This window comes from Streptomyces sp. NBC_01497 (assembly GCF_036250695.1).
Lineage (GTDB): Bacteria > Actinomycetota > Actinomycetes > Streptomycetales > Streptomycetaceae > Streptomyces.
On sequence record NZ_CP109427.1, the window covers coordinates 7,250,636 to 7,276,325 of the forward strand.

Consider the following 25,690-nt stretch of genomic DNA (forward strand, 5'->3'; position numbering starts at 1 on the left):
ATGACGCGACCGAACGCGTCCCTGCGCGCCGCGCTGGCCGACTCGGCCGAGGACACGATCATCTTCGACCTGGGTGGCGTACGTGAGCGCTACGAGAGCCTGGTCCGCGAACTGCCCGGGGTGGCCGTCCGGTTCGCCATGAAGGCCTGCCCCGTCGACGAGGTGCTCGACTGCCTCGCCGAGTGCGGGGCCGGATTCGATGCGGCGAGCCCGCGGGAGATCGTCCAGGCCCTCGCCACCGGTGTGCCGGCCGACGCCGTGCACTACGGCAACACCATCAAGTCCGACCACAACATCGCCGACGCCTACCGCCTCGGCATCCGGGACTTCGCGACCGACAGCCGGGAGGATGTCGCGGCGATCGCCGCCCGTGCTCCCGGCTCCCGGGTCTTCTGCCGGCTCGCCACCGACGGGGAGGGGGCCCTGTGGGGCCTCAGCAACAAGTACGGCTGCTCGGCCGACGACGCGGTGCGCGTCATGGAGTCCGCGCGGGACGCGGGGCTGGTCCCCTCGGGGCTCTCCGTCCACGTCGGTTCGCAGCAGATGACGGCCGGGGCATGGCGGAGCGCCTTCGAGCGGATCGGCGATGTGCTGGCCGCGCTGCGCCGCCGCGGCATGGTCCTGGACCAGGTGAACCTCGGCGGCGGGCTGCCCGCGTCCGGATACCTCGACACGCGGGGCAGGCCGCTCGATCCGCCGACGGACAAGATATTCGCGGTGATCAGGGAAGGCACCCAGCAGTTGCGGGACGAGTTCGGGGAGCACCTCACGTTCCTGGCGGAACCGGGCCGTTACCTCGTCGCCGACCAGGGCGCCATCCGGGCGCACGTGGCCCGGCTGACCTCGCGCGAGCAGCCCGGCGGTGAGCGCGCGCACTGGCTCTACCTCAGCTGCGGCAAGTTCAACGGCCTCTACGAGATGGACGCGCTGCAGTACCGGCTCGTCTTCCCGACGCACCCGGACGGCCCGTACGTACCGGCGGTCGTCGCGGGGCCCACCTGCGACAGCGATGACGCCTACGCGCACGAGCACGGCCTCGTCCAGGTGCCCGAGGCGCTCGCCTCGGGCGATCCGGTGTGGGTGATCTCCGCGGGCGCCTATGCGACCAGCTACATGACGCAGGGGTTCAACGGCTTCAGCCCACTGCCGTACGTCTGCGTGGGCGACGGGAGCACCGAGGCGTCCCCTCCCCACGAGCCGGCCGCGCGGAAGGTGCCTCTCGGATGAGCCCGACCCGCCACGGCGTACGCGTACGGCACCTGTCGGACGACGACTGGGACGCGGTCGTCGCCCTGGAGTTCCACACCTACGACCCGGCCGGTCTCTCGGAGGGCCGCGCCGCGCTGGAGTCCCGGGTCCGCGCGTCGCCGTCGACGTGCTTCGTCCTGCACCTGGAGGGGCGGCTCGCCGGCTACGCGCTGGCGCTGCCCTACCCGGAGTCCGCCTACCCGGAGCTGGCCGGCACCGACGAGACCGCGTTCGAGTCGAGCAACCTCCATCTGCACGACCTCGTCATCGCCGAGCACCTGCGCGGCCGCGGCCTCGGCAGGCACCTGCTGCGCCACCTGAGTGCCACGGCCGCCGCGCACGGCTTCGAGCGGATGTCCCTGGTCGCTGTCGGCGGCAGCGACACCTTCTGGGCGGGCAACGGATTCACCGCGCACCAGGGGATCGTGCCCTCCGGGAGCTACGGGGCCGACGCCGTGTACATGAGCAGGACCGTGGTGGCCGGCCGGGCGCAGGCGGTGGACGGGACGGCCACCGCGGGCATGACGGCCACGGCCGGCCGGGCCGTGGCCGGGGCGGTGACCGTGACCCTGGACCGGACTCCCGCGGCCGCCCGGGGCGGCGGGCAGGAGGCGCGGGCCGTGCGGGTGCCCGCGCCGGTGCCCGGCGCCGGGAAGCCGCACGCCGCCAACATGAGCGCGCCGCGCGGCTCGTCAACGCACCGACAGAAGGGCTGATACGCGTGTTCCGCGTCCACGATCCGTTCCGACGGGCACAGCTGGCGATCGCCGCGCTGTTCTGCACCCTCGGCTTCCAGTACGCCACCTGGGCCTCACGGGTCCCGGCGATCAAGGCGCACCTGGGCCTGAGCACGGCCGAGGTGGGCCTGCTGCTGATGGCCACCGGGGTGGGGGCGGCCGCCTCCTTCCCGCTGGTGGCATGGCTGATGAGGCGGCTCGGATCCCAGCGGCTCGCGCTGCTGTCCGCCCTCGGCCTCGCCCTGCTGCTGTTCGCGCTCGCGTCGGCGCCGAACTACCCGGTCGCCCTGGTGATCATGCTGGCCGACGGTGTCCTCGTCGGCGGGCTCAACGTCTCGATGAACGCGCAGGGAGCCGCTCTCGAAGTCCGGTACAAGCGCAACGCGATGGCCAGGCTGCACGCCACGTTCAGCGCCGGGTCCCTGGGGGCCGCCCTGCTCGCGTCCGGTATGAACGCCCTGACCTCCGCCGTCCTCACGCACTTCGCCGTGGCGGCCGTCCTCCTGCTGCTGCTGGTCGGATACGCGCGATCCGGGCTGATGGCGGAGGAGGGAGCAGGGGCCGCCGACGGGCAGGACGGGCAGGTCGCCGCCGCGGGGGCGGACAAGCCGGCGAAGAAATCCGGCCGGTGGTCCCTGCCGACCCGTATGACCCTGTGGATGTGCTGCGCGATGGCGTTCGGCACCGTGACCGAGGGCGCCATGAACGACTGGTCCGCCCTCTACCTCAAGGACGTCGCGAAGGCGTCGGCGGAACTCGCGCCCCTGGGCATCGCCGTCGTCTCCGGCATGATGGTGCTGGCCCGCATCTTCGCGGACGGCTGGCGCAGCCGCTGGGGCGACGGACGCATCGTCACGTTCGGCAGCGCCCTGGCCGGGGTGGGCCTCGCGCTCGCCCTGCTGAGCGGCGGCACGGTGCCCGCGCTGATCGGGTTCGCCTGTGTCGGCCTCGGCATCGCGGCCGTCACCCCCTGCGTCTACGTGGCTGCCGCGGCGCAGGGCTCGGACGCCCTGACCCTCGTCGCCGCCATGGGGACCACGGGTCTGCTGGGCGGTCCGCCGGTCATCGGATTCATCGCGAACGCCGGCAGCCTGGTGTGGGGCATGGGCGCGGTGGCCGGATGCGCCCTCGTCGTCACGCTCTGCGCGACCCGGATCAGCTGGCCGAGCGCGGCCGTGGGGACCGACGCGGCACCCGGGCCTGACGATGCCCCCGGGGTCCCCGAGGGGCGGATCGCGCCGCTGGCCGAGGCGGCGGAGAGCTGACCCCGCGCCACCGGGCGTACTGGTGGTCCCGCCGGGACCGGCGCCCGGCCGGTGAGCGGGACCGGGCATGATCGGGACGGTACCGGGCGCGTCGAGCACCCGGTACCGTCCCCTCGCGGGGTCCCGACGAGGGGCCCGCACGAGAACAGACGGACACCGGAGAGCAGGACATGACGACCGACAGACCCGCATCGCCCATCGACACGAGCACCCCCCACCCGGCGCGCGTGTACGACTACCTTCTCGGCGGCAAGGACAACTACCGCGTCGACAAGGAGATGGCGGAGCGGCTGCCCCCGGCCGTCGCCGAGGGGGCCCGGCACAACCGGGCGTTCATGCACCGCGCCTTGGCCTGGGTCGCCGGCACCGGGATCGACCAGTACCTCGACATCGGCACCGGCATCCCGACCGAGCCGAACCTCCACCAGATCGTCCAGCGCGCCGTGCCGACAGCGCGCGTCGTGTACACGGACTACGACCCGATCGTGCTGCGCCATGCGGAGGCCCTGCTGGTCAGCGCCGCCGGCGGGAGCACCGACTACATCCAGGCCGATGTGCGGGAACCGGGCGCCATCCTCGAACACGCCCGTACCGTGCTCGACTTCGACCGGCCGGTCTGCCTGTCGCTGATCGCGCTGATGCACTTCGTCACCGACGACCAGGATCCCTACGGCATTGTCCGTACCCTCGTTGACGCGATGCCGGCGGGCAGCGTCCTCGTGTTCTCGCACGGCACCTTCGACTTCCATCCGGCGAACGACGCGTACTCGTCCCGGATCGACTCGAAGTGGCGCACCCTCGCGGAGATCGAACCGTTCTTCGACGGCCTCGAACTGGTCGCGCCCGGCATCGTCCCCGCGCCGCGGTGGTACCAGGACACGGCGGCGCCGCAGGACGAGGTGTCCGGCATCTACGCGGCCGTGGCCCGCATCCGCTGACCGCCTGATCCCCTCCCGGGCATCGGCTCACCCACGGGCCCCGCCGCGCTTGCCGCCCCGAGCCGGCCGCGGCGGGGCCCCAGGGGTGGCGGGGCAAAGCCGACGCTGCGCCAAACTCCGTACGAACGGGGCGAGTTGACTGAGCGTGTTGCGCCGCCAGGCCGGTGAAAGTTTCTTTCAGCGTCCGTGGTGGTCGCCGCTTTCGCAGGTATAGACCAACGGCGTGGGCCGATGCCCCTTCACAGCCGCTTCCCTCAGGCCCCACTCTTTCGGCATGCGACGCCCGCACGGTGGGCACGTCGTGAGCGCACCGGAATCTCCCCCCACTGCTGGAGGCACTGATGGACCTCGCACGCACGTTCCGCCGCAGATCCGCCGCCCGCCGCGTACTGTCCGGCGCCGCCGGGACCCTGATCGGACTCGCGGGCCTGCTCGTCGCGGTACCCCAGACGGCGTCCGCCGCCCCGGCCCCCGCGGCGCCCGCCGCACCGGCCGCGCACGACCCGGGACTCGACTGGATGGGCTCCACCGTCCGCGCCCACGAGGGCGGCGCCGCGCAGCCCCCGTCCGACCGGAGCCCGGGCCCGCTCGTCACCCAGACCGCCGGTATGGACGTCAGCCACTACCAGGGCACCATCAACTGGACGTCCGCGTACGCGAACGGCGCCCGGTTCGTGTACATGAAGGCGACCGAGGGCACAACGTACCGTGACCCGAACTTCTCGGCGAACTACACCGGTTCGTACAACGCCGGGTTCATCCGCGGCTCGTACCACTTCGCCACTCCCGACTCGTCGACGGGCGCTGCGCAGGCCGACTACTTCGTCGCGCACGGGGGCGGCTGGTCCAAGGACGGCAAGACCCTGCCGCCGATGCTCGACATCGAGTACGGCTCGACGTCGACGTGCTACGGGCTCAGCCAGTCCGCGATGGTCAGCTGGATCACGTCCTTCGTGAACGAGGTGCACGCCAAGACCACCCGCTGGCCCACCATCTACTCGACCACCGACTGGTGGACGACGTGCACCGGCAACACGGCGGCCTTCTCGGCCAACGACCCGCTGTTCATCGCCCGTTACGCCTCCAGTGTGGGGACGCTGCCGGCCGGCTGGCCGTTCTACACGTTCTGGCAGTACGCCGACTCCGGGACGTTCCCCGGCGACCAGGACCGGTTCAACGGCCCGCTCAGCGGCCTGACGAACCTCGCCAACAACGCCTGAGCCGGGCGTGGCGTGGCGTGGCGGCCCGCGCGGTCGCCACGCCGTGACTCCGGCCGCGTGGCGACGAGCGCGCCGCAGGGCGGGACGCGGTGGGACCGGGGGACCGGCCGGACGGCTGCCCGGGCGTGGCTGCCGGGGGGCGGGGTGGCCTTACGCGCTGCCCATTCCTTCCCGGTCCCGCCCGCTGCGGCGATGCCGCGCCCGCCCGCCGATGGCGTCGGGCCCCGGGGCGGCGTCCGGTGCCCCGGACGCGAGCAGCGGCCTCAGCGGGCCGCCGCCGAGCCGGGCCACCAGCGGCGTTGCCGTCCGGGCGAGCAGGCGGCTTGCGACGTACGCGAGCGGCAGCGACAGCAGCGCCGAACCGAGCACGTCGTGCGGGTAGTGCGCGCCGACGTACACCCGGGTGAACCCTTCGAGCAGTGCGAAGACGGCGGCGACGGCGCTCAGCCGCCGGTCGAGCAGCCACAGGGCCGCGACCGTCGCGAACGCCGTGGTGCTGTGCCCGCTGGGGAAGGCGTAGTCGCCGCGTACGGGGCACGCCTCGACGAAGAAGTCGTGCGGCAGGGAGTAGCAGGGGCGCACCTCGGTGACCAGCTTCTTGACCACCTCGGCGACGGCGAACGTGGCGGCCACCGAAACCGGCGCGGCCAGCGCCAGGGTCATCGCGCGGGCGCCGCGCCTGCGGGCACTCCACCAGCCGATCACCATGAGCACCGCGAAGACGGCGAGGCCCGCGTTGGTCCAGAGGGCGACCGGTTCGTTCAGCCAAGGGGTGTGCCGGGCGAGACCGGTGACATCGGTGAACAGCGAACCGTCGATACCGGAGCCGTCGTAGGCGAGCGTGGCCGCCGTGTGCGTGGTCATTGAGGCCGCTTCCTGCGTGCGTGTCGCGCGGGCGCGGCGGGTCGAACCTCCCGGCCCCACATTCGTCTACGCGAGAGTAGACGATGAATTCCGGGTGGCCAAATCATGAACGAAGGACGAACGCAAGGGGTTCCCGGGTCCCGGGGCGCCGCAGGAGCGGCCACCGCGCGTGGCGGCCGGGGCCTGCCGGGCGGCACCCGCGCCGGTCCGGCCGGGCGGTGGCGGGGCTCACCGTGCGGGTGTCAGTGGGCGTGCGTGGTCGGCAGGAGCGCTGTGGTGATGGTCATCGGCCCGTCCGTCACGGCGATCAGATGCACGGGCACGTGAGGGCCGCGCGGCACCGCGTACAGGCCGTGCGGCGGACGCAGGACGTACGAGGCCGACGCGTGCGGGCCGAGGGTCCCGGGTCCGGACCTGACCGGCCACCAGGCGGACGCCCCCTGCCCCGCCCGGCTCGCGAAGTGCGGGGTGAGCCGGACGCCGGTGGTGTTCTCGGCCCGTACGGCCAGCGAGGTGACGCCGTGCCGGGCGCCCTCCGCGAACCGTGCGGTGACCTTCATGCGCAGCGGAGGCGGGCTCGCGGCCGCCACTGTCGCGCACAGTGCGGCGGGCAGGACGAGAGCGGCCGCGAGGGCGACGCGCCCCCGGCGGCCGGCGAGGGGCCGCGGCAGGCGGGGCCGCCACGCCGTCGCGAGCGCGCCGGCCGGCACGGTGGCGGCCGCCGCCAGCCACAGCGGTGTCATCAGCAGGAAGTAGCCGTCCTGCGAGCGGGTCGCCAGATAGAAGGGGAGCCAGGGCAGCACGGTCAGCGCGGGGCCGAGCCGCCGGATGAACAACGTCAGCGCGGCCAGCAGCCCCAGCAGCAGCAGGAGGCTCGCGTACGAGTAGAAGGCCAGGTGCGCACTGCCCGAGGTGAAGTAGTACGAGATGCCCATCAGGCCCTGGCCGTGCAGCATCGCCCCCTGGGTCATCGGCAGGAGCAGCCCCTTGAACCACGCGGGGACGTCCTGGACCGCGACGTAGGCGTTGACGAGCAGCCAGGTCAGCGCGGCGGACCCGGCGTAGCGCGCGGTGAGGGCGAGGGCGGCGGGGGCCGTCCGGCCGCCCGGCGTGGTGGCGCCCGCGGCAAGATCGCCGCGCCGGACGGCGTAGATGCCGATGAGGAGGAACGGGGCCAGGAACCAGGCCAGTTGCTGGGCGGCGCAGGCCGCGCCGAGGCAGCAGGCGCGCAGCACCCCGTACCGCCCGAGCCGGCCGCCCGCGCCGGTCCCCGGCCAGCGCACCACGGCCGGGACGAGCAGGGCGAACGCGATCAGGGCGGGATAGCCGGCGCGCGCGTAGTGCGGCAGCAGGCCGAAGCCCAGGCACACGGCGGTCGCGGCGGAGCGCCACGGCGCGGGCAGCAGTTTCCAGAGGGTGACGGTGCCCGCGACCAGGGCCCCGCTCGTCACCAGGGTCGCGGCCGCCGTGGAGTGCACGATCAGCCGTACGGGCGCGGTCAGCAGGGCCGCCAGCGGCGGATAGGCGTACGTGTAGTCGCCGCCGCCCCCCATGGTCTTCGTCAGGCCGACCCGGGGTGTGCCGAACAGCCACGGCCAGGGGCTGCCGTAGACGGGCCGGCCGTGCAGGATCTCCGTCGCCGCCTGCGCGGTCAGCACGCCTTCGTCGGTGCCCCCGTGATCGAGCCAGTAGGCGCACACCGCCAGGGCGACGGCCACGGCGAGCACGGCCGCGTCCACCCGGCCCAGTGCCCGGCGCCCGCGGACGCACAGGGCGAGGACGCCGCAGAGGAGGATCGCGGCGTAGCAGAGGGAGATGGCCCCGGCGACCGGCGGGTCGAACCGCATGGCGGTCGTCCAGGTGGCGCGGGTGCCGATGAAGAGACTGGCGGTCGCGAGGATCGTCATCCCCCGATGCCACTGCGGGGGAGAGGCGCCCGGGGCGGAGCCGTCCGGCGGAGCGCTCTGGGCGGACGGGCCGGCCGGCCGCCGGGGGCCGGGTCTCTCCGCGTGAGTGGGCATGGTGTCGTCCACAGCGGCTTCCTTACGTGGTGCGAGCAACCCGGCAGTTGCTACTACATCATGTAGATGGAATGTGCGCGCGCCGGGTTCCGCGCATCGGGTGAGGCGCCGCGCCCGTCGCGTGGGGCGCCGCCGCCGTTGTGCCCGGCGTACAGCAGGCGCCCGACGTGCCCGCCGTACAGCAGGCGCCCGACGCGCCCGGCGCGCGCGCCACGCCCGACTCCTCACGCGGGGGGCCGCTGCGGCCCGCCGCGCGCCACCGTCTCGGTCGTCACGCTCACGGCCGCCGTCTGAACGGCCATCGGGGCGATCGGGACGAACAACCGCACCGCCCCTGCCATGATCGGGCTCGCGCTGCCCGGCAGCACCCCGACGAAAGCGCCGGGGAGGGTGACGAGCCCGATGGTCCTGGTCTGGTCGAGCCCCGGCCACCTGTGCGTCGCAAGCGGCCGGACGGACGGCCTCCAGCCGGGCGACCGGGTCCAGGAATCCCAGGGACAGGGCCGCCTCCACCTCACCGCGGCGGTGCGTCGGCTCGTCCGGTGCGCGCCGCCCGGCCAGGACGGTGGCGGTGGGCGCGCCGCCCAGCAGGATGCCCGCGACGGGGACCGGCGCGATGCCCTTCAGCGGGACGAGCCCGGCCGGCGCGGCGCGGCCGCGACCGGGGCGGTCCCGCGGCGATCGGAACGGCTGTCAGCCACCACGACCGGTCGGGCGTGAGCCTGCGTCCCGCCGTGCGCGCCGCCGTGGCGAGCATCAGCAGGAGGAAGGCCGCCAGGGCCCGGAGTGAGCGGATCACCCAGGTGATCACCACGGAGACGGCGGCCGGCTGCACCGCCGCCCGCGGGCCGGCCGGCGCGATCTGCCGCCACGGGGGAGGGCCGGTCTCCGGGCCGAGGTGGTAGCGGGCGCAGACGACGACCGCCGCGGGCAGCAGGACCGCCGGCATGATGCCGGGCGTCGGGTTGACGGGCGGGAGTCAGGACGCGGTGACCTTCGTGTGGCGCATGGTGCCGTCCCTTTCCTCTTCGTCGGGGGGCGTAGGCCGTTCGCGTTGTTTCGCGGCCGATGCGGCGCCGGTGGCGCGGCGCCGGGGCCGGGTCCGGGGTCGACTGGGGTCCATCGATGGTGCCGGGCCGGTCGTGCCGGTGGCCGGGCGCTATCGACTACAGTGTTGTAGACATTCGTGGAACGGCTCCGCCCGCCGGTCGAAGCCGCCTGTCACACGCACCGGGCGGCGGTCCTCGTGCACCGCGCCCCGGCCGCCCCATGATGAGAAGGTCCCCGCCGATGGCCGTACCCCTGTTCACCGCGACACAGCTCGCGGTGAATCTGCTCGACGCCCGCTCCGTGCTCTCCGCGTTCGGTGTCCTCGGCATCGCCCTGGTGATGTTCGCCGAGACGGGTCTGCTGATCGGGTTCTTCCTCCCGGGTGACTCGCTGCTGTTCACCGCGGGACTCCTGTGCGCCGGTACGTCGGGCCACGGGCCCACGATGTCGCTGCCGCAGGTGATCGTCGCCTCGGTTGCCGGGGCGCTGGCCGGAGCGCAGGTCGGATACGTACTGGGCCGGCGCGGGGGCCGGGCGCTGCTGGAGCGCAGCCGCTCCGCACGGCTGCGGGAGGGTGCCGTCAGGGCGGAGGAACTGCTCGAACGGTACGGGCACGCCAAGGCGATCGTCCTCGCCCGGTTCATCCCGGTCGTGCGGACCGTGCTCAACCCCCTCGCCGGCGTGCTCGACGTGCCGCCGCGCACGTTCGCCGTTTGGCAGGCCGCCGGTGGGCTGGTGTGGTCGGCGGGCCTCGTGGTCGCGGGATACGTGCTCGGTTCCTCGGTGCCGAACGTCGACCGGTACCTGCTGCCGATCATCGCGCTGATCGTCGTCGTGTCCCTGGTGCCGCTCGGGGTCGAACTGCTCAGGTCCCGCAGGCGCGCGGCGCGCGAGGGCGGCGTGAGCTGACGAGCCGCGCCCCCGTCCGAGCGGAGCTTGAGCCGGAACGGGCGAGGCGGCGGTGTCCCGGCGGCGCCCGGGGGAGGGCGCGCCGCCGGGCTCCCGGTCACCGGGCACCCGGTCCACGGTGCTGCCGCGCCGCCGGGCTCCCGTCCCAGGGCTGCCGCGTCGCCGGGCCCCGGTCCCGCCGGGCATCCGTGCCACCGGGCGCCCGTGTCACCAGTGGCGCGGGGCGCTCTCGGCCGCACCGTCCGTTCCCTCTCCGTTGCGGAGCGGCGCGTCGGGCCCGGCACCGCCGCGGAGCGCGGGGGCGGTCGGCGTGCCGTACGGGCGTCCGCCGGGCGTGGTGTCCGGCGCGCGGTCCGGGGAGTCGGCCCGGCTCACCGCCAGCCAGACGACCAGCGCGGCGATCGGGACCGCGAGTGCCAGGCTCACAGGGCCGGTGCCCCAGCCCAGCCCACCGCGGGCGCTGCCCACGCCCATCCAGTCGGCGAACGACGCCCCGAGGGGCCGGGTCAGGATGTAGGCCCACCAGAACGCGGCCACGGAGTTGAGCCCGAGGAAGCGCCATGCGAGGGCGGGGATCATGATCATGGCGGCGAACAGGATGCCCGCCGGCAGGTAGCCGAGGCCCAGGCTGCCAGCGGTCAGATCGCCCGCGGCCGTGCCGAGAGCGAAGGTGGCAAGGACGGTGGACCAGTAGAAGTACTCCCTGCGGCGGGTGCGCACGGCGTGGATGGAGAGCGTGCCCTCCACGGCGTACCAGGCCATCAGGACGGCGGCCAGGATCACCGCGAACGCCACGGTGGAGACCGCGTACGGGATGCCCGCCACGACGTGCACCACATCGGCGGCCATGGTGCCGAAGACGCTCACCATGACGATCGCCGACCAGTACGCCCAGGCGCGGTAGCGGGGCGTGCGCAACTGCAGCCAGAGCAGCACGGCCAGACCGACGGCGCCGAGCGCGCCCGCGACGACCGGCCCGAGCGTCTTCGCCAGGAAGTCCGAGGTCGTCTCGCCCATGCCGGTCGTGAGGATCTTGACCACCCAGAACACCGCCGCGACGGCGGGAACCTTGATCGCCCCGGTGGCTCCCGCGCGGTTCGCCCTGCCGGCGGGCCCCGCGCCGCCGGCGGCCGTCCGCCCGGACGGTCCGCCGCCCGGTCGCCGATGCCTCGGTGCCGGCTCGGTCCTCGCGCCGCCGTCGGGTTGATTCGTCATCACCTTCACCGTTCCGGCGCCGGGCGCCGTCGTGTCCGTCGTTGTCGTCTACGAGACTGTAGACGATAGAAAGGACGGAGGTCGGCGCCGCGCGGTTCCGGCCGTCGGGGCCGGGGGGCGGTGTCCGCCGAGCGGCGCACGCTGCGCGCCCCGGGTTCCGGTCGGTCCTGCGGGCGGCGGCGGGAAGTGGGGGGCGCTGCCGGGAAGCGGGGGCGCCGCCGGTTCGCCCGTCCGGGTTCAGGGAGCTTTGTCACACCGGACCCTGCTTGACGCGTCAATCATTCGCCATATGATTGACACGTCAATTGCTGTTGCGGGCCCCGCCGGTCTCGCTGGTGCCGTGCACGTCCGGTCCCAGGGCCCCGGCGGAGCGATCGGCGCCGCGGCCGGCCGGCAGGCCGTTCCGGGCGGGCCACCGCACCCCATCTGCCCCCGTGCCGTTCTGTCCCTCGCTTGCGCGCCGGGGCCGAACGCGGAGGGGCGAAAGGAACGCTTGCCATGACCAAGATCGGCATCATCCTCGGCAGTACCCGCCCGGGACGCAACGGCGAGGCCGTCGCCAAGTGGGTCCTCGACATCGCCAGGCAACGTCCCGAGGCCGAGTTCGAACTCGTCGACCTGCTCGACTTCCCGCTGCCCCACCTCGACGAGGTCGTTCCCCCGTCGCTGGGCCAGTACCAGAACGATCACACCAAGGCCTGGGCGGCCAAGATCGCCGAGTTCGACGGGTACATCTTCGTCACGCCCGAGTACAACCACTCGACGTCGGGCGTACTGAAGAATGCGATCGACTACCTGTACAAGGAGTGGAACAACAAGGCCGCGGCCTTCGTCAGCTACGGCGGCGTGGGCGGCGCCCGTGCCGTGGAGCACCTCCGCCTCATCATGTCCGAGCTGCAGGTCGCCCACGTGCGCGCCCAGGTGGCGCTGTCCCTGATGACGGAGTTCGAGAACTTCAGCGTCTTCAAGCCCGGCGACTACCAGCTGCCGGCCGTCGAGACAATGCTCGACCAGCTCATCGCCTGGACGAAGGCTCTGGAGCCCCTGCGCGGCGACGCGGCGTCCGCCTGACTGTCGCACACGTGCGCCTGACCGGTGCGCCCGTGTACGGACGTCCCCGGCACCCACCCGGCGCCGGGGACGCCCCCGCCCGCGTGCGCCGGCGCGGAGGCAGTGGCGGTCCGGCCGACGGGTACCCATCGGACCGTCTCCGCGGTCTGATGCACGCCCTGGGCGAACCGGCCCTGTGCCTGTGGGCGTTGCTCGCGGGCGGCGGCGAGGACGACCCCGATCCGACGCGCGACGGCGCGGCTCCGGGGTCCCCTGGGAAGGATCACACCGCGTCCATCCGGGTCGGCTCACGAAGCGTGAACCGACCCGCTTCACGGCAGTGTGATGAGGGCGATACTCTGCGCCTGGGCGACCGCCAGCCGCGTGCCGTCGGGATGGATCGCCGCGACGGGGGTGGGCCTGCCGCGCTGGCCGTAGCAGAGGGTCTTGGTGGACACACCGACCTCGGGCCACTCCGCGACGACGTGCCCGGTGGCCGTGTCGAGCAACCGCGGATGCCCGTTCAGCGTCACGGTCTGATCGCCGCGCGGCAGGAGCAGCACACCGGGGTCGGCATCGGGGACGGGGCTGCGGTGGAGCCAGTCACCCTCGGAGAGCGACCACACGCCGAGGTGGCGCGGCGGCAGCGCGATCGCCTCGTCGTCGTACCACTCCTCCGAGCCTGTCGCCAGGAGCAGCCGGTCCGCGTCGAGCCAGCAACCGGCCGTCACCTCCCCGCCCATGGTGGCCATGGTCGGCAACAGGCCGTCGGCGTCGAGGGTGTTCGCGTCCGCGAGTGCGCGCGCGGTGTCGTGGACCAGAGCGGTCCCGAAGGGCTGCCAGATCCAGCCGACCGACAGCAGATGGCGGCCGTCCGGGCTCAGGCTCAGCCTGGAGTGGAAGACGTCCTGCGGTGAGCGGCTGCCGGCGGTCAGCCGCTCACCGCTCGCCGCGTCCTCGATCTGCAGTGTGTTGTACTCCTCGGGGCAGTGCACGACGACCTGGCGGCCGTCGCCCAGCTCCCCGAGGGCGAGCGGGTAGTCGGTGGCCGGGGCATGGTAGTAGCTGCGGTTCAGCTCTCGGATCACCCGCCCGCCTTCGAGCAACACGCCCTTGGTGCCCCGCTCCTGGTACACGGCCGAGTACGGTCCCGACTCCGAGGCGGTCCCGGAGTCGAACGGAAAACTCCACCAGAACCGCGGGTCGTGCTCCACCCCGTCGCGGTCCCACCGCCGTCCGCCCCCGGCCCAGGACACCAGCTCCTCGCCCTGCCACAGCAGCGACCTCGGTGTCGCCTTCACCGGTATCGACTCCACGGCCACCGATGACCACCCCCGCTTCGAAGAGCTCCGACCGAACCCGGCGAACCCCCGAGCGGGCTCCCCCCGCAATGTAGCCGCCGCCGAGTTCGCACGAGGTCTTCGGCCGCCACGGCCCGGAGCCACGCCGGTCGGGCGGCAGGGCGGTCCTGCGGCCATGTCGAGGGGGCCGCCTGCCGCCCGGGAGGGCTGCTCGTCCCGCCGCCTGCTACCAGGTGACGGGCAGTCGGTGGATCCCGTAGATGACGGCGTCGTGCTTGAAGGGGATCTCGTCCATGGGGACGGCGGTGCGCAGCGTGGGGATGCGGCGGAAGAGGGCCGGATAGAGGATCTGGAGTTCCATGCGGGCCAGGGGCTGGCCGACGCAGTGGTGGGTACCCGCGCCGAAGGCCAGGTGGGGGCGGGCGTCGCGGGTGATGTCGAGGGTGTCGGGGTCGGGGAAGACGCCGGGGTCCCGGTTGGCGAGTTCGCTCAGGAGGATGACGCCGTCGCCCGCGCGGATGGTCCGGCCCGCGATCTCGATGTCCTCAAGTGCCGTGCGACGGCGGCCGAGATGGACGATGGAGAGGTAACGCAGGAGTTCCTCGACGGCGGCGGCGACCACCTGGGGATCGTCCGTGTCGCGGATGGCGGCGAGTTGCCCGGGGTGCTCCAGCAGGAGCAGGGTGCCCAGGCTGATCATGTTGGCGGTGGTCTCGTGGCCGCCGAGGAGCAGCAGGACGCCCATCGCGGCCGCCTGCCGGCGGGTGACCTCACCGGCTTCGACGCGCAGGGCGAGCTGGGACAGCAGATCCTCACCGGGGTCGCCGGCCTTCTTCGCCACGAGTGCGTCGAGGTACGTGGCGAGGTTGGTGTGGGCGGTGTGCCGCGCCTCGGCGGTAGCGGTCGAGGACACGATGGTCTTGCTGTTCGACTGGAAGAACTCGTGGTCCGCGTAGGGGACGCCGAGCAACTCCGAGATCACCAGGGAGGGTATGGGCAGCGCGAGCGCCTGGACCAGGTCGGCGGGCTTGGGCCCGGCGAGCATCCCGTCGATGAAGTCGTCGGTCATCCTCTGCACGGCGGGCCGCATGGCCTCGATGCGTTTGACGGTGAAGGCGCCGCTGACCATGCGGCGCAGGCGCGCGTGTTCGGGGTCGTCCATGCCGACGAAGCTCATGTCCGCCGATCCGGCGTGGGCATGGGCGGGGTCGACCGGGCTGGGGAAGCCGGGGTTGGTGAAGTCCGCGCTGAGCCGGGGGTCGCCGAGCAGTGCCTTCTGCTCGGCATGACGGGTCACCACCCAGGGGCTGCTGCCGCCCCAGGAGATGACCCGGCTGACCGGTCCGAGGCCGACGAGGGAGCGCATGGCGGGCGAGACGCCGAAGGGGCAGCCGACGGCGCGCGGGTGGGGGAATTCGGGGACGGAGGGGGCCGGCTCTGTGCGGGGGGCGGTGCTCATGTGCGTCCTTTGACGGTGGGGGTGTGCGTGGTCCTCGGGGGAGTGGCCGGGCTCAGGGGGCCGGGGGCGGCGCGGCGTTGAGAGTCCTCGCCGGGCCCGTGGTGGCGGCGGACGCGGGCGCCGCCAGCGATCCGCTGTGCAGCCGGGCCTGCTTGGGCATGTTCCAGCCCAGGACGGCGACGGTCCGGCCGCCCTGCTCGTAGCGGGCGACGAAGCGGTCGTCCGCGCCGCGGTACGGCGCGCCCTCGACGACGGTGACGTCGGCGCCGGCGGCGGGGACGCCGTACAGCTGGATCTTCGCGTCGAACTGGTCGGTCCAGAAGTAGGGCACGGGCGCATACGTGAGGCTGTCGCCGAGGATGTTCGCGGCGACGACCGCGGCCTGTGCGGTGGCGTTCGTACGGTTCTCCAGCCGCAGGTGCCTGCCGAGGCCGTCGTGGTGGAAGCGAGCGACGTCGCCGACCGCGTAGACGCCGGGTGCGGCGCGGCACGCGGCGTCGCAGACCACTCCGTCGTCCAGGGACAGGCCGCTGGCGGCCAGCCAGCCGGTGGCGGGTACGCAGCCGATCGCGGCGACGACGACATCGGCGGGCAGGGTCGGTCCCGAGGACAGCTGGACCCCGGTGACGCGGCCCTGCCGATGGGAGAAGGCGGCGACGCTCGTGCCGTTGACGAGGTGCACGCCCCCGCGCTCGTGGTGAGCCGCCAGGAAGGAGGCGACGCACGGCCCGAACCGGTCCTCCATGGGGGCGGCCCGGACTCCCACCAAAGTGGTGTGCAGGCCTAGCGTCGCGCTGGTGGCGGCGATCTCGGAGCCCAGCACCCCGTTGCCCACGACGACGACACGACGGGCCGAACCCAGCGCGCGGCGCAGGTCGCGCGCCTCGTCGAGGGTGCGCAGGACGTGGACGCCGCGCAGTGCGTCCTGGCCGGGCAGGCGCCGCGGGTGCAGGCCGGTCGCCACGACGACAGCCTCGGCTGTGAGAAGACGGCCGGAGGCGGTGCGGACCGTGCGGTCCGCGACGTCGAGACCGGCCGCCGCCTCACCCAGGACGAACTCGGCGTCCAGCGCGTCGAGCGCCTCCCGTGTGCGCAGATGGGCGCGTTCGGGTTCCCAGGCACCGGAGAGGACCTGCTTGGACAGCGGGGGACGGTCGTACGGGGGACCCGTGGCGGCGTCCAGGACGGTGACGCGGCCCCGGTGGCCCTTTCCGCGAAGGGTTTCCACCGTGGCGAGGCCGGCGGCGGAGGCGCCGACCACCAGCACGCTGCCGTCCGTGTTCACGCGTCCTCGCGCAGGTGGATCGCCGCTGCGGGGCACACGCCGGCGGATTCACGCGCGGCCTCGTGGTGGTCCCGGGGCGGGTTCTCGTCGAGGAGGATGACGATGCCGTCGTCGTCGCGCTGGTCGAAGACCCCCGGAGCGATCATGACGCACTGTCCGGCGCCGCAGCACTTCTCCTCGTCCACGCTGATCTTCATGGTGATTCCTTCCTGTAGGGGCTGGGCCGCCGGTCGCGTCACGTCATGGGTGAGCGACCGGTGGTCGGCCGGCGGGCGGGTGGCCGGTGTGCGGTGCTCACGCCTGAACGGGCGACCGTGCGTGGTGGTCACGTCGGCGGGCGGGTGACCGGTGCGGTGAACAGCCCCACGAGCGCGTCGGTCAGCGCGTCGGCCGTGTCGTTCCACGAGCCGTGCAGCGGCGTCGTCTGCTCGGCGAGGGCGCGTTCGCGGTCCGCGCACGTGTGGATGATCAGGTGGCGAGCCATGTCGCCCCGCGCGGCTCTGACGGAGGCGGGGACATGGGCGAGACGGGCGCCGAGGCCGTCGAGGATCGGGCGCAGGCGGGGGCGCTCCACCGCCTCTTCGATGACCACGGCCCGTAGTTGCGGGTCCGTCAGGACCTGCGCGGAGAGGCGGGCGTTCCAGGAGGGGACACCGAGGGAGCCGAGATGGTCGGTCACGGGCCGGACCAGGGCGCCGACCCAGTCCCGGATGTCCTCGCTGCCCTCGACCCGGGCGACGTAGCGGCTCCGGATCTCGTCGACGGGGGTGCCGTGCCGGGCCATGAGGGCGCGCACCAGGTCGGTCCGGCTGCCGAAGTGGTAGCCGACCGCGGCGACGTTGCGCTGCCCGGCCGCCTCGGCGATCTGCCGGTGCGAGACGTTCGACAGGCCGTGTTCGGCGAACAGCCGCTCGGCGGCGGCCAGGATCGCCTCCCGGGTGACGAGGGCGCGCTCGGTCCGTACCGACGGTGCCGTCGCGCTCACCAGGTCACCGGCAGTTCTCGAAGGGGTGCGGTGAGCAGCCCGTCGTGGGCGCGCAGTTCGGCCGGGTCCACGGCGAGGCGCAGAGTGGGCAGCCGGTCGAGCAGGACGTCCAGGACGCAGTGCAACTCGGTCCGGGCCAGCGGCTGGCCGAGGCAGGAGTGCGGACCCGCGCCGAAGGTGAGGTGGGGGTTGGGGCTGCGCGAGAGATCCATCGTGTCGGCGTGCTGCCACGCGCTCTCGTCCCGGTTGGCCGCCGCCATGCTGCACACCACGGTGGTCCCCGCGGCGACCACCGTGCCGGAGAGCTCGGTGTCCTCGTGCGTGTAGCGGAGCATGCCGAAGTTGCTGCCGTTGGGGTCGAAGCGCAGGCTCTCCTCGACGGCGTGGCGGACGAGCGAGCGGTCCGACAGGAGCTGTTCCCAACGAGTGCGGTCGGCCAGCAGGTGCGCCAGCATCAGGGCGATGTAGCCCGCGGTGGTCTCGTGGCCGGCCAGCAGCAGGGCCTGACCCGTTGCGGCCAGGGCGTCCTCGTCCATCGGCTCGCCCGCGCCGCCGTCGCCGGTCATCAGCACGCTGATCAGGTCGTCGCCGGGGTCGGCCCGCTTGGCCGCGACGAGGCCGGACAGGTAGGCGGCGAAGTCCCGCTGTGCGGCGTCGGTTTCCTCGCGGGTGAAGCGGGTGGTGCTCAAGAAGGCGTCCGACCACAGCGTGAAGCGGTCGCGGTCGCTCTCGGGCACGCCGAGCATCTGGCAGATGATGTACACCGGCAGCGGGAAGGCGAGTTCCGCGACGAGGTCGGCGGAGGTGCCGCCTCGCGTCATACCGTCGACGAGCCGACCGGTCACCGCCTCCATGTCGGGGCGCAGGGCGGCCATCCGCTTGGCGGTGAAGTACCGGACGACCATGGACCGCCAGCGGCCCGGCCCCAGCGCGTTGAGTGTGCGTGCCATCGGGCTGTTGAAGATGCCCTCCGAGCCGCCGGCCGCCACACGCGCCGCGTCCGGACGGGTCAGGCCCTCCCGGCTGAAGCGCGGATCGGACAACGCCGTGCGCACATCCTCGTACCGGGTCAGCAGTGTTGCCCCGTCGCCGCTGGGCAAGGTCACCGGTGCGACGGGGCACTCACGTCGCAGACTCTCCCAGTCCTCGGGGGGCGCCAGCGCCGACGGGGCTTTCAGGGGGTAGGGCAGGGCCTTCGTCGCGTCCGTGTCCGTCACGCAGACCTCCTGTGGCCGCTCTTGTCGCGAAGTCGCTTCCGGGGCCCAGTCAAATGCCCGCCCTCGACTAAGTCAATCGCATGACTTAAAGTCGCCGCGAGCAACCAAGTCCTTCGAGGAGAGCCCGTGAAGCAAACAGCCGACCCCTCCCGTGCGACGCGTGTCATCGCCGTGCTCGCACTCGCGGGCACGACGGCGGCGATCATGCAGACCCTTGTCACACCGCTCCTGCCGCGCCTGCCGGGCCTGCTGGACACCACGCCGTCCAACGCCACCTGGATCGTCACCGCCACCCTGCTGGTGTCGGCCGTGTGCGTGCCCGTCACCGGACGCCTCGGAGACCTGCTCGGCAAGAGACGCATGCTGCTGGCCTGCTCGGTCCCGCTGATCGTCGGCTCGGTGGTGTGCGCGCTCTCCTCCACCGTCATACCGATGATCGTCGGGCGGGGGCTGCAGGGGATGGGCATGGGGATGGTCCCGCTCGGCATCGCCCTGCTGCGTGACGTCGTTCCCCAGGAGAAGCTCAGCTCCTCCATCGCCCTGGTCAGCGCCTCCATGGGCATCGGTGGCGGGCTCGGGCTGCCTCTCGCCGCGGCGATCGCCCAGTACGCCGACTGGCGGGTCCTGTTCTGGGGTTCGGCCGCCCTGGCCGTGCTGATCGCTGGCCTGGTCCTCGCGGTCGTCCCCGATGTCCCGGCCACTGCGCGCGGACAGCGTTTCGACCTTGTCGGCGCCCTCGGGCTCGGCGCCGGGCTGGTCTGCCTGCTCCTGGGTATCTCCAAGGGAGCGGACTGGGGCTGGGGTTCCGCGCCCACCCTCGGGCTGTTCGTCGCCGCCGTGGTCCTCCTGCTCGCATGGGGAGCGTGGGAGATCCGCACCACCGATCCGCTGGTCGACCTGCGCTCCACGGCCCGGCCGCGCGTGCTGCTGACCAACACCGCCTCAATCTTCACCAGTTTCGCGATGTACGCCAGCATGCTCGTCCTGCCGCAGCTGCTCCAGTTCCCCGCCGCCACCGGCTACGGCCTGGGGCAGTCCATGCTGGCCGCGGGCCTGTGGATGGCGCCCGGCGGCATCATGATGATGCTCATCTCCCCGCTCGGCGGGAAGCTGAGCGACGCAAAGGGGCCCAAGGTCACCCTGATCAGCGGGGCCCTGGTCATCGCGGCCGGCTACGGCGTCAGTCTGATGCTGATGGGATCGGCCTGGGGCATCATGCTCGCCGTCATGGTGATCAACAGCGGCGTCGGCCTGGCCTACGGCTCCATCCCCGCCCTGATCATGAGTTCCGTCCCGCGCTCGGAGACCGCCGCGGCCAACGGTTTCAACACGCTCATGCGCTCCCTGGGCACCTCCGTCGGTGCGGCCGTGATCGGCCTGCTCCTCGCCCACCTGACGACCGCCTCGCGAGACGGCCGGAGCCTCACCTCGGAGGCCGGCTTCCGCACCGCCCTGGGCGTCGGCATCGCGATGGCGGTCGTCGCCGTGGCCATCGCGGCGGTCATCCCCGCCGTGCGTGCCGCCCTTCAGGGCGACGGGCCGCAAAGCGACGAGCAGCCGAGGAGTGCCGGCGCCGGGGAGCCCGCGCACTCCCTCTGAGCGTCCTCGCGCGTTCGCGGTCGTGCCGGGCCGGGTCGGAGCGGCGGTCCCGGACCGTGCGCGGGCCGCGGGCGGGGGTCGGGCCGCTGCGGGACCACGGCTCGCCCGAGCTCTACAGGCCGTAGTAGCCTGGCTCGGTCCGTGACCCGCACGGACCGGGACGAGCGGGAGCAGTGTGAGCGGAGACGGCACGGCGCCGCCGGGCAGGCGGGCGCGGGGGCAGCTGGAGAGCGAGGTGCTCGGTGCCCTGTGGGCGGCGGGCGGCCCCGCGTCGGCCGCGACGGTACGCGAACAGGTCGATGGCGATCCCGCCTACACGACGGTGCTGACCATCCTGTCCCGGCTGTACGAGAAGGGGCTCGTCACCCGCGAACGCGCGGGCCGCGGCTACCTGTACACGCCGGTGCGGGACGAAGCCGGGCACACCGCGGCGGGCATGCGCGCGCTGCTGGAGAAAGGCGGCGACCGGGCCGCGGTGCTGGCCCGTTTCGTCTCCGAACTCCCCGCGGAGGACGAGCGGCTGCTCGAACAGCTGCTGCGTGCGGCGACCGAGGACTGACAGCGGGCGAGCGCGTACGTGCCGGCGACGTGGAGCCGGCCGCCGGAACGGCCGGTCGACGCCGCGCCGCGAGCCTCGTGCGCCGGGCATGCCCTGCGACCCGTATGCCCTGGTCCGTGACGTTGTGCCCCGTGCCCCCTGCCCTGTGCCCCGTGCCCCGTGCCCCGTCCCGGGACCGTGACCGCCGGCCTCACGTCGTCAGCCACAGGCCGCGGCGGTACCTTCAGCTGTCACCGACCCCGGCACCCCACCCGCACCGGTCACGAGGGTGCCGGCCACCGGACCCTGCCCCCCGCAAGCACCGGACTCCCGGCATCCGGACACCCGCACAGGTCCCGACGCGGACCCCGACGACGGCCGAAGAGGACTGGGACACATGCGGATCGCTCTGTGCACACCCCTCGCGGTCAGCGCCGTGCTGGCCCTGACCGCGCCCGGCGCGGCCCGGCGGCTGCCACCGCGGATGGCGTCCTGGCTGCTGGCAGTGGCTTCCGTCATCGCGGGCGGCGGCTGGGCCGCGGCACTGGGCATGCTCGCCTTCACGCTGATCGACCGCTTCCCCGACCTCGCAGCCGAGGGCGGCTGGTCGTCCGGAGTGCTGGTCGCGCACACCCCGATCGGCTGGCCGGTGGGCGTGGTGTGCGCCGCGACGCTCGTGGTGTGCGCCGCTCTGCTCGTCACGTCCGCCAGCCGCAGGACACGGTTGCTTCTCGCCGCCCGGCGCGAGGGCAGGCTCCTGCCTCCCGGCGGGGAACTGGCGGTGGTGGACGATCCCCAGCCGGGCGCCTACGCCCTGCCGGGCACGCCGGGGCGCATCGTGGTGACGTCCGGCATGCTGCGCACGCTGAACGCCCGTGAGCGCAGCGCCCTGCTGGCCCACGAACGGACCCATCTGCGCCACCGCCACCACCTCTTCCTGCTGGTGCTGCACCTCGCGGCCGCGGTCGACCCGCTGCTGCGGCCCGTCGCCACCGCGGGTGCGTTCGCCCTGGAGCGCTGGGCCGACGAGGACGCGGCGGCGGCTCTCGCCGACCGTCCCCTGGTGGCCCGCGCGGTCGCCCGCGCCGCGCTCGCGGCGGCCCACCGCCCGCAGCCGGGGCTCGCGGTCACGGGCGGGCCCGTCCCGCAGCGGGTGCGCGCCCTGCTGGCCCCGCCACCGCCGATGCGGCGCCACCTGATCCTCGCCCACGCCGCGTTGCTGTTCGCCTGCTGCGTCAGCCTGGTGCTGTCCGCCCAGGACATGGACCAGATCTTCGACATGGCGGGTGCCCCGGCCCGGGCCGCGGCACCCTGCCACCACGCGCGGAGCTGACGCCGGTCGCGCGGCGACCGACGGCCGCGGGAGCCCGTCGTACCCGCACCGACGGCGTGCACGGCACTGCGCCGCCGTCGGTACGGAGCGCCGCCGGGATGGCTCCCGTGACCGACGGCCGCAGGAGCCCGTCGTACCCGCACCGACGGCGTGCACGGCACTGCGCCGCCGTCGGTACGGAGCGCCGCCGGGATGGCTCCCGTGACCGACGGACGCGAGAGCCCGTGGTACCCGCACCGACGGCGTGCACGGCACTGCGCCGCTGTCGGTACGGAGCGCCGCCGGGACGGCTCCCGGTGAGCCAGGGAGCCGGTGGCTTCCGCCTGCCGGCGAGCGGTGGGCGGGCCCACCGGGCCGATGCCGTCCGGCAGGACGGCCCGGCCGCGGCCGGGGCACACCGCCGCCGGGCCGTGCCGCTACCGCCGCTCAGGTATCCCGTTGCCGCAGTGTGCAGCTCTGCCCCCGGAACTCCGCGACGACCGTGCCGTCCGCCGGCCGGCGCACCGTCACGTCGTACACGCCCGTACGGCCCGACCGGGCGCGTTCCCTGGCCTCGGCCCTGAGGTCGTCGCCAGGACGCGCCGGACGCAGGAACGTGACCTGTGCGGACTGGGCCACCGTCACGGGGCCGTGCGTGTTGCACGCGAAGGCGAACGCCGCATCGGCGAGCAGGAAGAGGAAGCCGCCGTGCGCGGTGCCGTGGCCGTTCACCATCGTGTCGGACAGTTGCATCGCGACATCGGCCCGCCCGGGACCCGCGTCGAGCAGGGTGATCCCGAGCATCGCGCACGTACCGTCCCGCTCGTGGAGCTCCCTGGCCCGCCGCAGAGCGAGGTCCGGGGTGGTGAGCGCCTCGTCGTCCCCCGTCACCGCCGTCATCAGGCCAGCCTGCCCAGCAGCTCCTTGGCGAGCGGCCCGGAGGAGGCCGGGTTCTGGCCGGTGATCAGATTGCGGTCGCTCACCACGTACGGGGCCCAGGGTTCACCCTCCTGGAAGTCCGCGCCGATCTCGACCAGGCGGTCCTGGAGCAGCCACTTGGCGCGGTCGGCGAAGCCGGCCTGCGTCTCCTCGGCGTTGGTGAAGCCGGTCAGCCGGTACCCCGAGAAGGCGTTGCCGCCGTCGTCGGTACGGGCCGCCAGCATCGCGGCCGGGGCATGGCAGACCACACCGAGCGGCTTGCCCGACGCGAGGGTGCCCGCGAGCAGCCGGCCGGAGACGGCGTCGACCGCCAGGTCCTCCATCGGGCCGTGGCCGCCCGGGTAGAAGACCGCCGCGTACGCGTCGGGGTCCACGTCCTCCAGGGCGATCGGCTGCCGCAACTCCTTGAACGCCTCCAGGCCGGCCGCCACGCGGTCCGCGCCCTCCTGCCCGCCGTTGGCCCCGGGCGCCAGGCTTCCCCGGTCGACGGTGGGTACGACGCCGCCGGGTGTGGCGACCACGACCTCGTGTCCCGCCTCCTTGAACGTCTGGTACGGGACGACGGCTTCCTCCGCCCAGAAGCCGGTCGGGTGACCTGTGCCGTCGGCCAGGGTCCAGCTGTCGGCGCCGGTCACTACGAAAAGGATCTTTGCCATGTAGCTCATCTCCGAGAATGCGGGCGTTCGTGGTGCGCGCCGGAGGGGGCCCGGCCACCGGACCGGCGGGTCCCGCCGGTCCGCCGGACGGCCCGTGCCGCCGACGCGCCCCACCGACGGTAGGCCGCCTTGCCGCGCGGGACCAAAAGGACCGCGCCGGCGGCGGTGGCCGTGCCGTGACGCCCCGCTGCTCGTAGGGTCGTCGCAGGACGGACACGGGAAAGGGACCGCCAGTGAAGTACGGCATTTCCACCTTCATCACCGATCAGGGCATCGCCCCGGTCGCCCTCGGCAGGGCGCTGGAGGAACGCGGCTTCGACATGCTGCTGATCGCCGAGCACTCGCACATCCCGGTGGAGCGGCGCTCCCCGTGGAACGGAGGCGCCGAACTGCCGGTGAAGTACTACCGGACGCTCGATCCGTTCGTCGCGCTCACGGCGGTCGCCGTGGTGACGAAACGGCTCCTCGTGGGGACCGGCGTCGCCCTGCTGGCCCAGCGGGACCCGATCCATACGGCGAAGGAGGTCGCCTCCCTCGACGTGGTGTCGGGCGGTCGGGCCGTGTTCGGCGTCGGGGTGGGCTGGAACCGTGAGGAGATGGAGAACCACGGCACCGACCCCACCACCCGGGGCCGGCTGGTCGACGAGCGGCTGGCGGTCATGCTGTCGCTGTGGACGCAGGAGACCACCGAGTTCCACGGGGAGTTCATCGACCTCGACCCCGTGTACTCCTGGCCCAAGCCCGTCCGCGCGCCGCACCCCCTGGTCTTCGTGGGCGGCGGCGAACGGGCCTTCGGCCGTGTGGTGAAGTACGGCGACGCCTGGCTCGCCAACGGGGTGCCCCCGAAGGAACTCGGTCCCCAGATGAGGCGGCTGAACGAACAGGCGGGCCGCGAGGTCCCCGTCACCGTCTTCGACGCGACGCACAAGCCGCAGGACATCGCCGCGTACGCGGAACTCGGCGTGGACCGACTGCTGTTCGAGCTGCCCACCGAAGGGGAGGCGGACACCCTGCGCGTCCTGGACAGCATGGCCGCGGTGAGCGCCCTGGCCGGCTGACTCCCGGCTCGGGTTCCCGGCCTGGCGCGGGCTCCCTGTTCCCGGCCCCGGCCCCCGCTCCGGCGCGGGCTCACTGCTCCTGGCCCCGGCTCCGGCGCGGGCCGGGGCGCGGCGCCCGTACCTCCCCACCGCCGTGGGGCTCCCGCCGGGAGCGAAGCCGTCCCCGGGCTCTGCGAGGGGACCTCGACCGGAGCCCTGTGGCGGGGCGACAGGACGATGGGGGCGGGGACGGGCGACAGGACGATGGGGGACAGGGGACAGCGGGCAGGGGGACGGTGTCAGGACAGGGCGGCGCGGTGGCGCCCCGCCAGTTCCCGGTAGAGCTCCGCGTTGTGCCGGATCTTCGCCGTCTCCTCCGCGCGGAGGAGACGCCGTACGCTGCCCGGCACGCCCACCACCAGCGAACCCGGCGGCACCACGGACCCCTCGGGGACGACGGCGCCGGCCGCGACGAGCGTGCCCGCCCCGATCCGCGCACGGTTCATGACCACCGCCGCCATGCCGATCAGGCAGTCGTCGCCGATGACGGCGCCGTGCACGACCGCCGTGTGCCCCACCGACACCCGGTCGCCGAGCACGGTCGGGCATCCCGTGTCGTTGTGCACGACCGCGTTGTCCTGGAGATTGGAGTCGCGGCCGATCGTGATCGGCGCGAGGTCGGCGCGCAGCACCACGCCGTACCAGACGGACGATCCGCTCCCGACCGTGACCTCGCCGAGCAGCCGGGCGCCCGGGGCGATCCAGGCACTCTCCTCGACCTCGGGGCGGGCCTCTCCAAGGGCCAGGAGCAGCGGGGCGTCGTGCCGTATGTCCATCGACGGTTC

General features: G+C 73.5%; 23 protein-coding genes and 1 pseudogene. 11 read left to right on the forward strand and 13 right to left on the reverse strand.

Annotation, left to right across the window (positions count from 1 at the left end):
* From OG310_RS30715 to OG310_RS30735, 5 genes are all read left to right on the forward strand, one after another.
* Complete coding sequence (locus tag OG310_RS30715; RefSeq protein ID WP_329459093.1) at positions 1–1,227, forward strand: type III PLP-dependent enzyme; 1,227 nt, start codon at positions 1–3, stop codon at positions 1,225–1,227.
* Positions 1,224–1,964, forward strand: a complete 741-nt coding sequence (locus OG310_RS30720) for a GNAT family N-acetyltransferase (protein ID WP_329459094.1) — start codon at positions 1,224–1,226, stop codon at positions 1,962–1,964. The genes OG310_RS30715 and OG310_RS30720 overlap by 4 nt, the downstream gene beginning before the upstream one ends.
* A 5-nt stretch (positions 1,965–1,969) precedes the next feature.
* Positions 1,970–3,250, forward strand: a complete 1,281-nt coding sequence (locus tag OG310_RS30725; RefSeq protein WP_329459095.1) for an MFS transporter — start codon at positions 1,970–1,972, stop codon at positions 3,248–3,250.
* Between the two features lie 170 nt (positions 3,251–3,420).
* Positions 3,421–4,188, forward strand: a complete 768-nt coding sequence (locus tag OG310_RS30730) for an SAM-dependent methyltransferase (protein WP_329459096.1) — start codon at positions 3,421–3,423, stop codon at positions 4,186–4,188.
* 341 nt (positions 4,189–4,529) lie between these two features.
* A complete protein-coding gene (locus OG310_RS30735) occupies positions 4,530–5,408 on the forward strand; it encodes a lysozyme (RefSeq protein WP_329459097.1) in 879 nt (292 codons plus the stop codon).
* 150 nt (positions 5,409–5,558) lie between these two features.
* Here the strand turns inward: OG310_RS30735 and OG310_RS30740 are convergent, their stop codons facing one another.
* The 3 genes and pseudogenes from OG310_RS30740 to OG310_RS30750 form a co-directional block, all read right to left on the reverse strand.
* A complete protein-coding gene (locus OG310_RS30740) occupies positions 5,559–6,272 on the reverse strand; it encodes a phosphatase PAP2 family protein (protein ID WP_329459098.1) in 714 nt (237 codons plus the stop codon).
* 242 nt (positions 6,273–6,514) lie between these two features.
* Positions 6,515–8,293, reverse strand: coding sequence for a hypothetical protein (locus OG310_RS30745; RefSeq protein WP_443078910.1), 1,779 nt, complete (start codon positions 8,291–8,293; stop codon positions 6,515–6,517).
* 224 nt (positions 8,294–8,517) lie between these two features.
* Positions 8,518–9,242, reverse strand: a pseudogene (locus tag OG310_RS30750) (ABC transporter permease).
* A 341-nt stretch (positions 9,243–9,583) separates the two neighbouring features.
* On the opposite strand from OG310_RS30750, the gene OG310_RS30755 reads away from it, so the two are divergent.
* Entirely contained in the window at positions 9,584–10,252 is a 669-nt protein-coding gene (locus OG310_RS30755) for a DedA family protein (protein WP_329459100.1), read from the forward strand.
* A 207-nt stretch (positions 10,253–10,459) separates the two neighbouring features.
* Here the strand turns inward: OG310_RS30755 and OG310_RS30760 are convergent, their stop codons facing one another.
* Positions 10,460–11,467, reverse strand: a complete 1,008-nt coding sequence (locus tag OG310_RS30760; RefSeq protein ID WP_329459101.1) for a COG4705 family protein — start codon at positions 11,465–11,467, stop codon at positions 10,460–10,462.
* Positions 11,468–11,965: 498 nt separating this feature from the next.
* Here OG310_RS30760 and OG310_RS30765 point away from each other — a divergent pair, with 498 nt between their 5' ends.
* Positions 11,966–12,538 carry an NADPH-dependent FMN reductase gene (locus OG310_RS30765; protein ID WP_329459102.1) on the forward strand — a complete coding sequence of 191 codons (573 nt, stop codon included), beginning with the start codon at positions 11,966–11,968 and terminating at the stop codon, positions 12,536–12,538.
* Between the two features lie 311 nt (positions 12,539–12,849).
* Here OG310_RS30765 and OG310_RS30770 read toward each other — a convergent pair whose 3' ends face one another.
* From OG310_RS30770 to OG310_RS30795, 6 genes are all read right to left on the reverse strand, one after another.
* Entirely contained in the window at positions 12,850–13,818 is a 969-nt protein-coding gene (locus tag OG310_RS30770; protein WP_329459103.1) for a hypothetical protein, read from the reverse strand.
* Between the two features lie 226 nt (positions 13,819–14,044).
* A complete protein-coding gene (locus tag OG310_RS30775) occupies positions 14,045–15,277 on the reverse strand; it encodes a cytochrome P450 (RefSeq protein ID WP_329459104.1) in 1,233 nt (410 codons plus the stop codon).
* 52 nt (positions 15,278–15,329) lie between these two features.
* A complete protein-coding gene (locus OG310_RS30780; RefSeq protein ID WP_329459105.1) occupies positions 15,330–16,562 on the reverse strand; it encodes an NAD(P)/FAD-dependent oxidoreductase in 1,233 nt (410 codons plus the stop codon).
* Positions 16,559–16,759, reverse strand: coding sequence for a ferredoxin (locus tag OG310_RS30785; protein ID WP_329459106.1), 201 nt, complete (start codon positions 16,757–16,759; stop codon positions 16,559–16,561). The genes OG310_RS30780 and OG310_RS30785 overlap by 4 nt, the downstream gene beginning before the upstream one ends.
* Before the next feature lie 128 nt (positions 16,760–16,887).
* Positions 16,888–17,547 (reverse strand): TetR/AcrR family transcriptional regulator, encoded by a 660-nt coding sequence (locus OG310_RS30790; RefSeq protein ID WP_329459107.1) that lies wholly within the window; start codon positions 17,545–17,547, stop codon positions 16,888–16,890.
* On the reverse strand, positions 17,544–18,764 hold the full coding sequence (locus OG310_RS30795) for a cytochrome P450 (RefSeq protein ID WP_329459108.1): 1,221 nt from the start codon (positions 18,762–18,764) through the stop codon (positions 17,544–17,546). Before OG310_RS30795 ends, OG310_RS30790 begins: the two co-directional genes overlap by 4 nt.
* Positions 18,765–18,890: 126 nt before the next feature.
* On the opposite strand from OG310_RS30795, the gene OG310_RS30800 reads away from it, so the two are divergent.
* The 3 genes from OG310_RS30800 (at position 18,891) to OG310_RS30810 (ending at position 22,234) form a co-directional block, all read left to right on the forward strand.
* Positions 18,891–20,363: an MFS transporter gene (locus OG310_RS30800; protein WP_329459109.1), complete on the forward strand. Its 1,473-nt coding sequence runs from the start codon at positions 18,891–18,893 to the stop codon at positions 20,361–20,363.
* A 175-nt stretch (positions 20,364–20,538) separates the two neighbouring features.
* Positions 20,539–20,922, forward strand: a complete 384-nt coding sequence (locus OG310_RS30805; RefSeq protein WP_329459110.1) for a BlaI/MecI/CopY family transcriptional regulator — start codon at positions 20,539–20,541, stop codon at positions 20,920–20,922.
* Positions 20,923–21,298: 376 nt separating this feature from the next.
* Positions 21,299–22,234: a M48 family metalloprotease gene (locus OG310_RS30810; RefSeq protein ID WP_329459111.1), complete on the forward strand. Its 936-nt coding sequence runs from the start codon at positions 21,299–21,301 to the stop codon at positions 22,232–22,234.
* Positions 22,235–22,660: 426 nt separating this feature from the next.
* Here OG310_RS30810 and paaI read toward each other — a convergent pair whose 3' ends face one another.
* Positions 22,661–23,113 carry a hydroxyphenylacetyl-CoA thioesterase PaaI gene (gene paaI / locus OG310_RS30815; RefSeq protein WP_443078768.1) on the reverse strand — a complete coding sequence of 151 codons (453 nt, stop codon included), beginning with the start codon at positions 23,111–23,113 and terminating at the stop codon, positions 22,661–22,663.
* Positions 23,113–23,808 (reverse strand): type 1 glutamine amidotransferase domain-containing protein, encoded by a 696-nt coding sequence (locus OG310_RS30820; RefSeq protein WP_329459112.1) that lies wholly within the window; start codon positions 23,806–23,808, stop codon positions 23,113–23,115. The genes paaI and OG310_RS30820 overlap by 1 nt, the downstream gene beginning before the upstream one ends.
* Before the next feature lie 233 nt (positions 23,809–24,041).
* Between OG310_RS30820 and OG310_RS30825 the strand changes: the two genes are divergently transcribed.
* Positions 24,042–24,866, forward strand: coding sequence for an LLM class F420-dependent oxidoreductase (locus tag OG310_RS30825; RefSeq protein ID WP_329459113.1), 825 nt, complete (start codon positions 24,042–24,044; stop codon positions 24,864–24,866).
* A 278-nt stretch (positions 24,867–25,144) separates the two neighbouring features.
* Here OG310_RS30825 and OG310_RS30830 read toward each other — a convergent pair whose 3' ends face one another.
* Entirely contained in the window at positions 25,145–25,681 is a 537-nt protein-coding gene (locus OG310_RS30830) for a gamma carbonic anhydrase family protein (RefSeq protein WP_329459114.1), read from the reverse strand.
* Positions 25,682–25,690 lie beyond the last annotated feature (9 nt).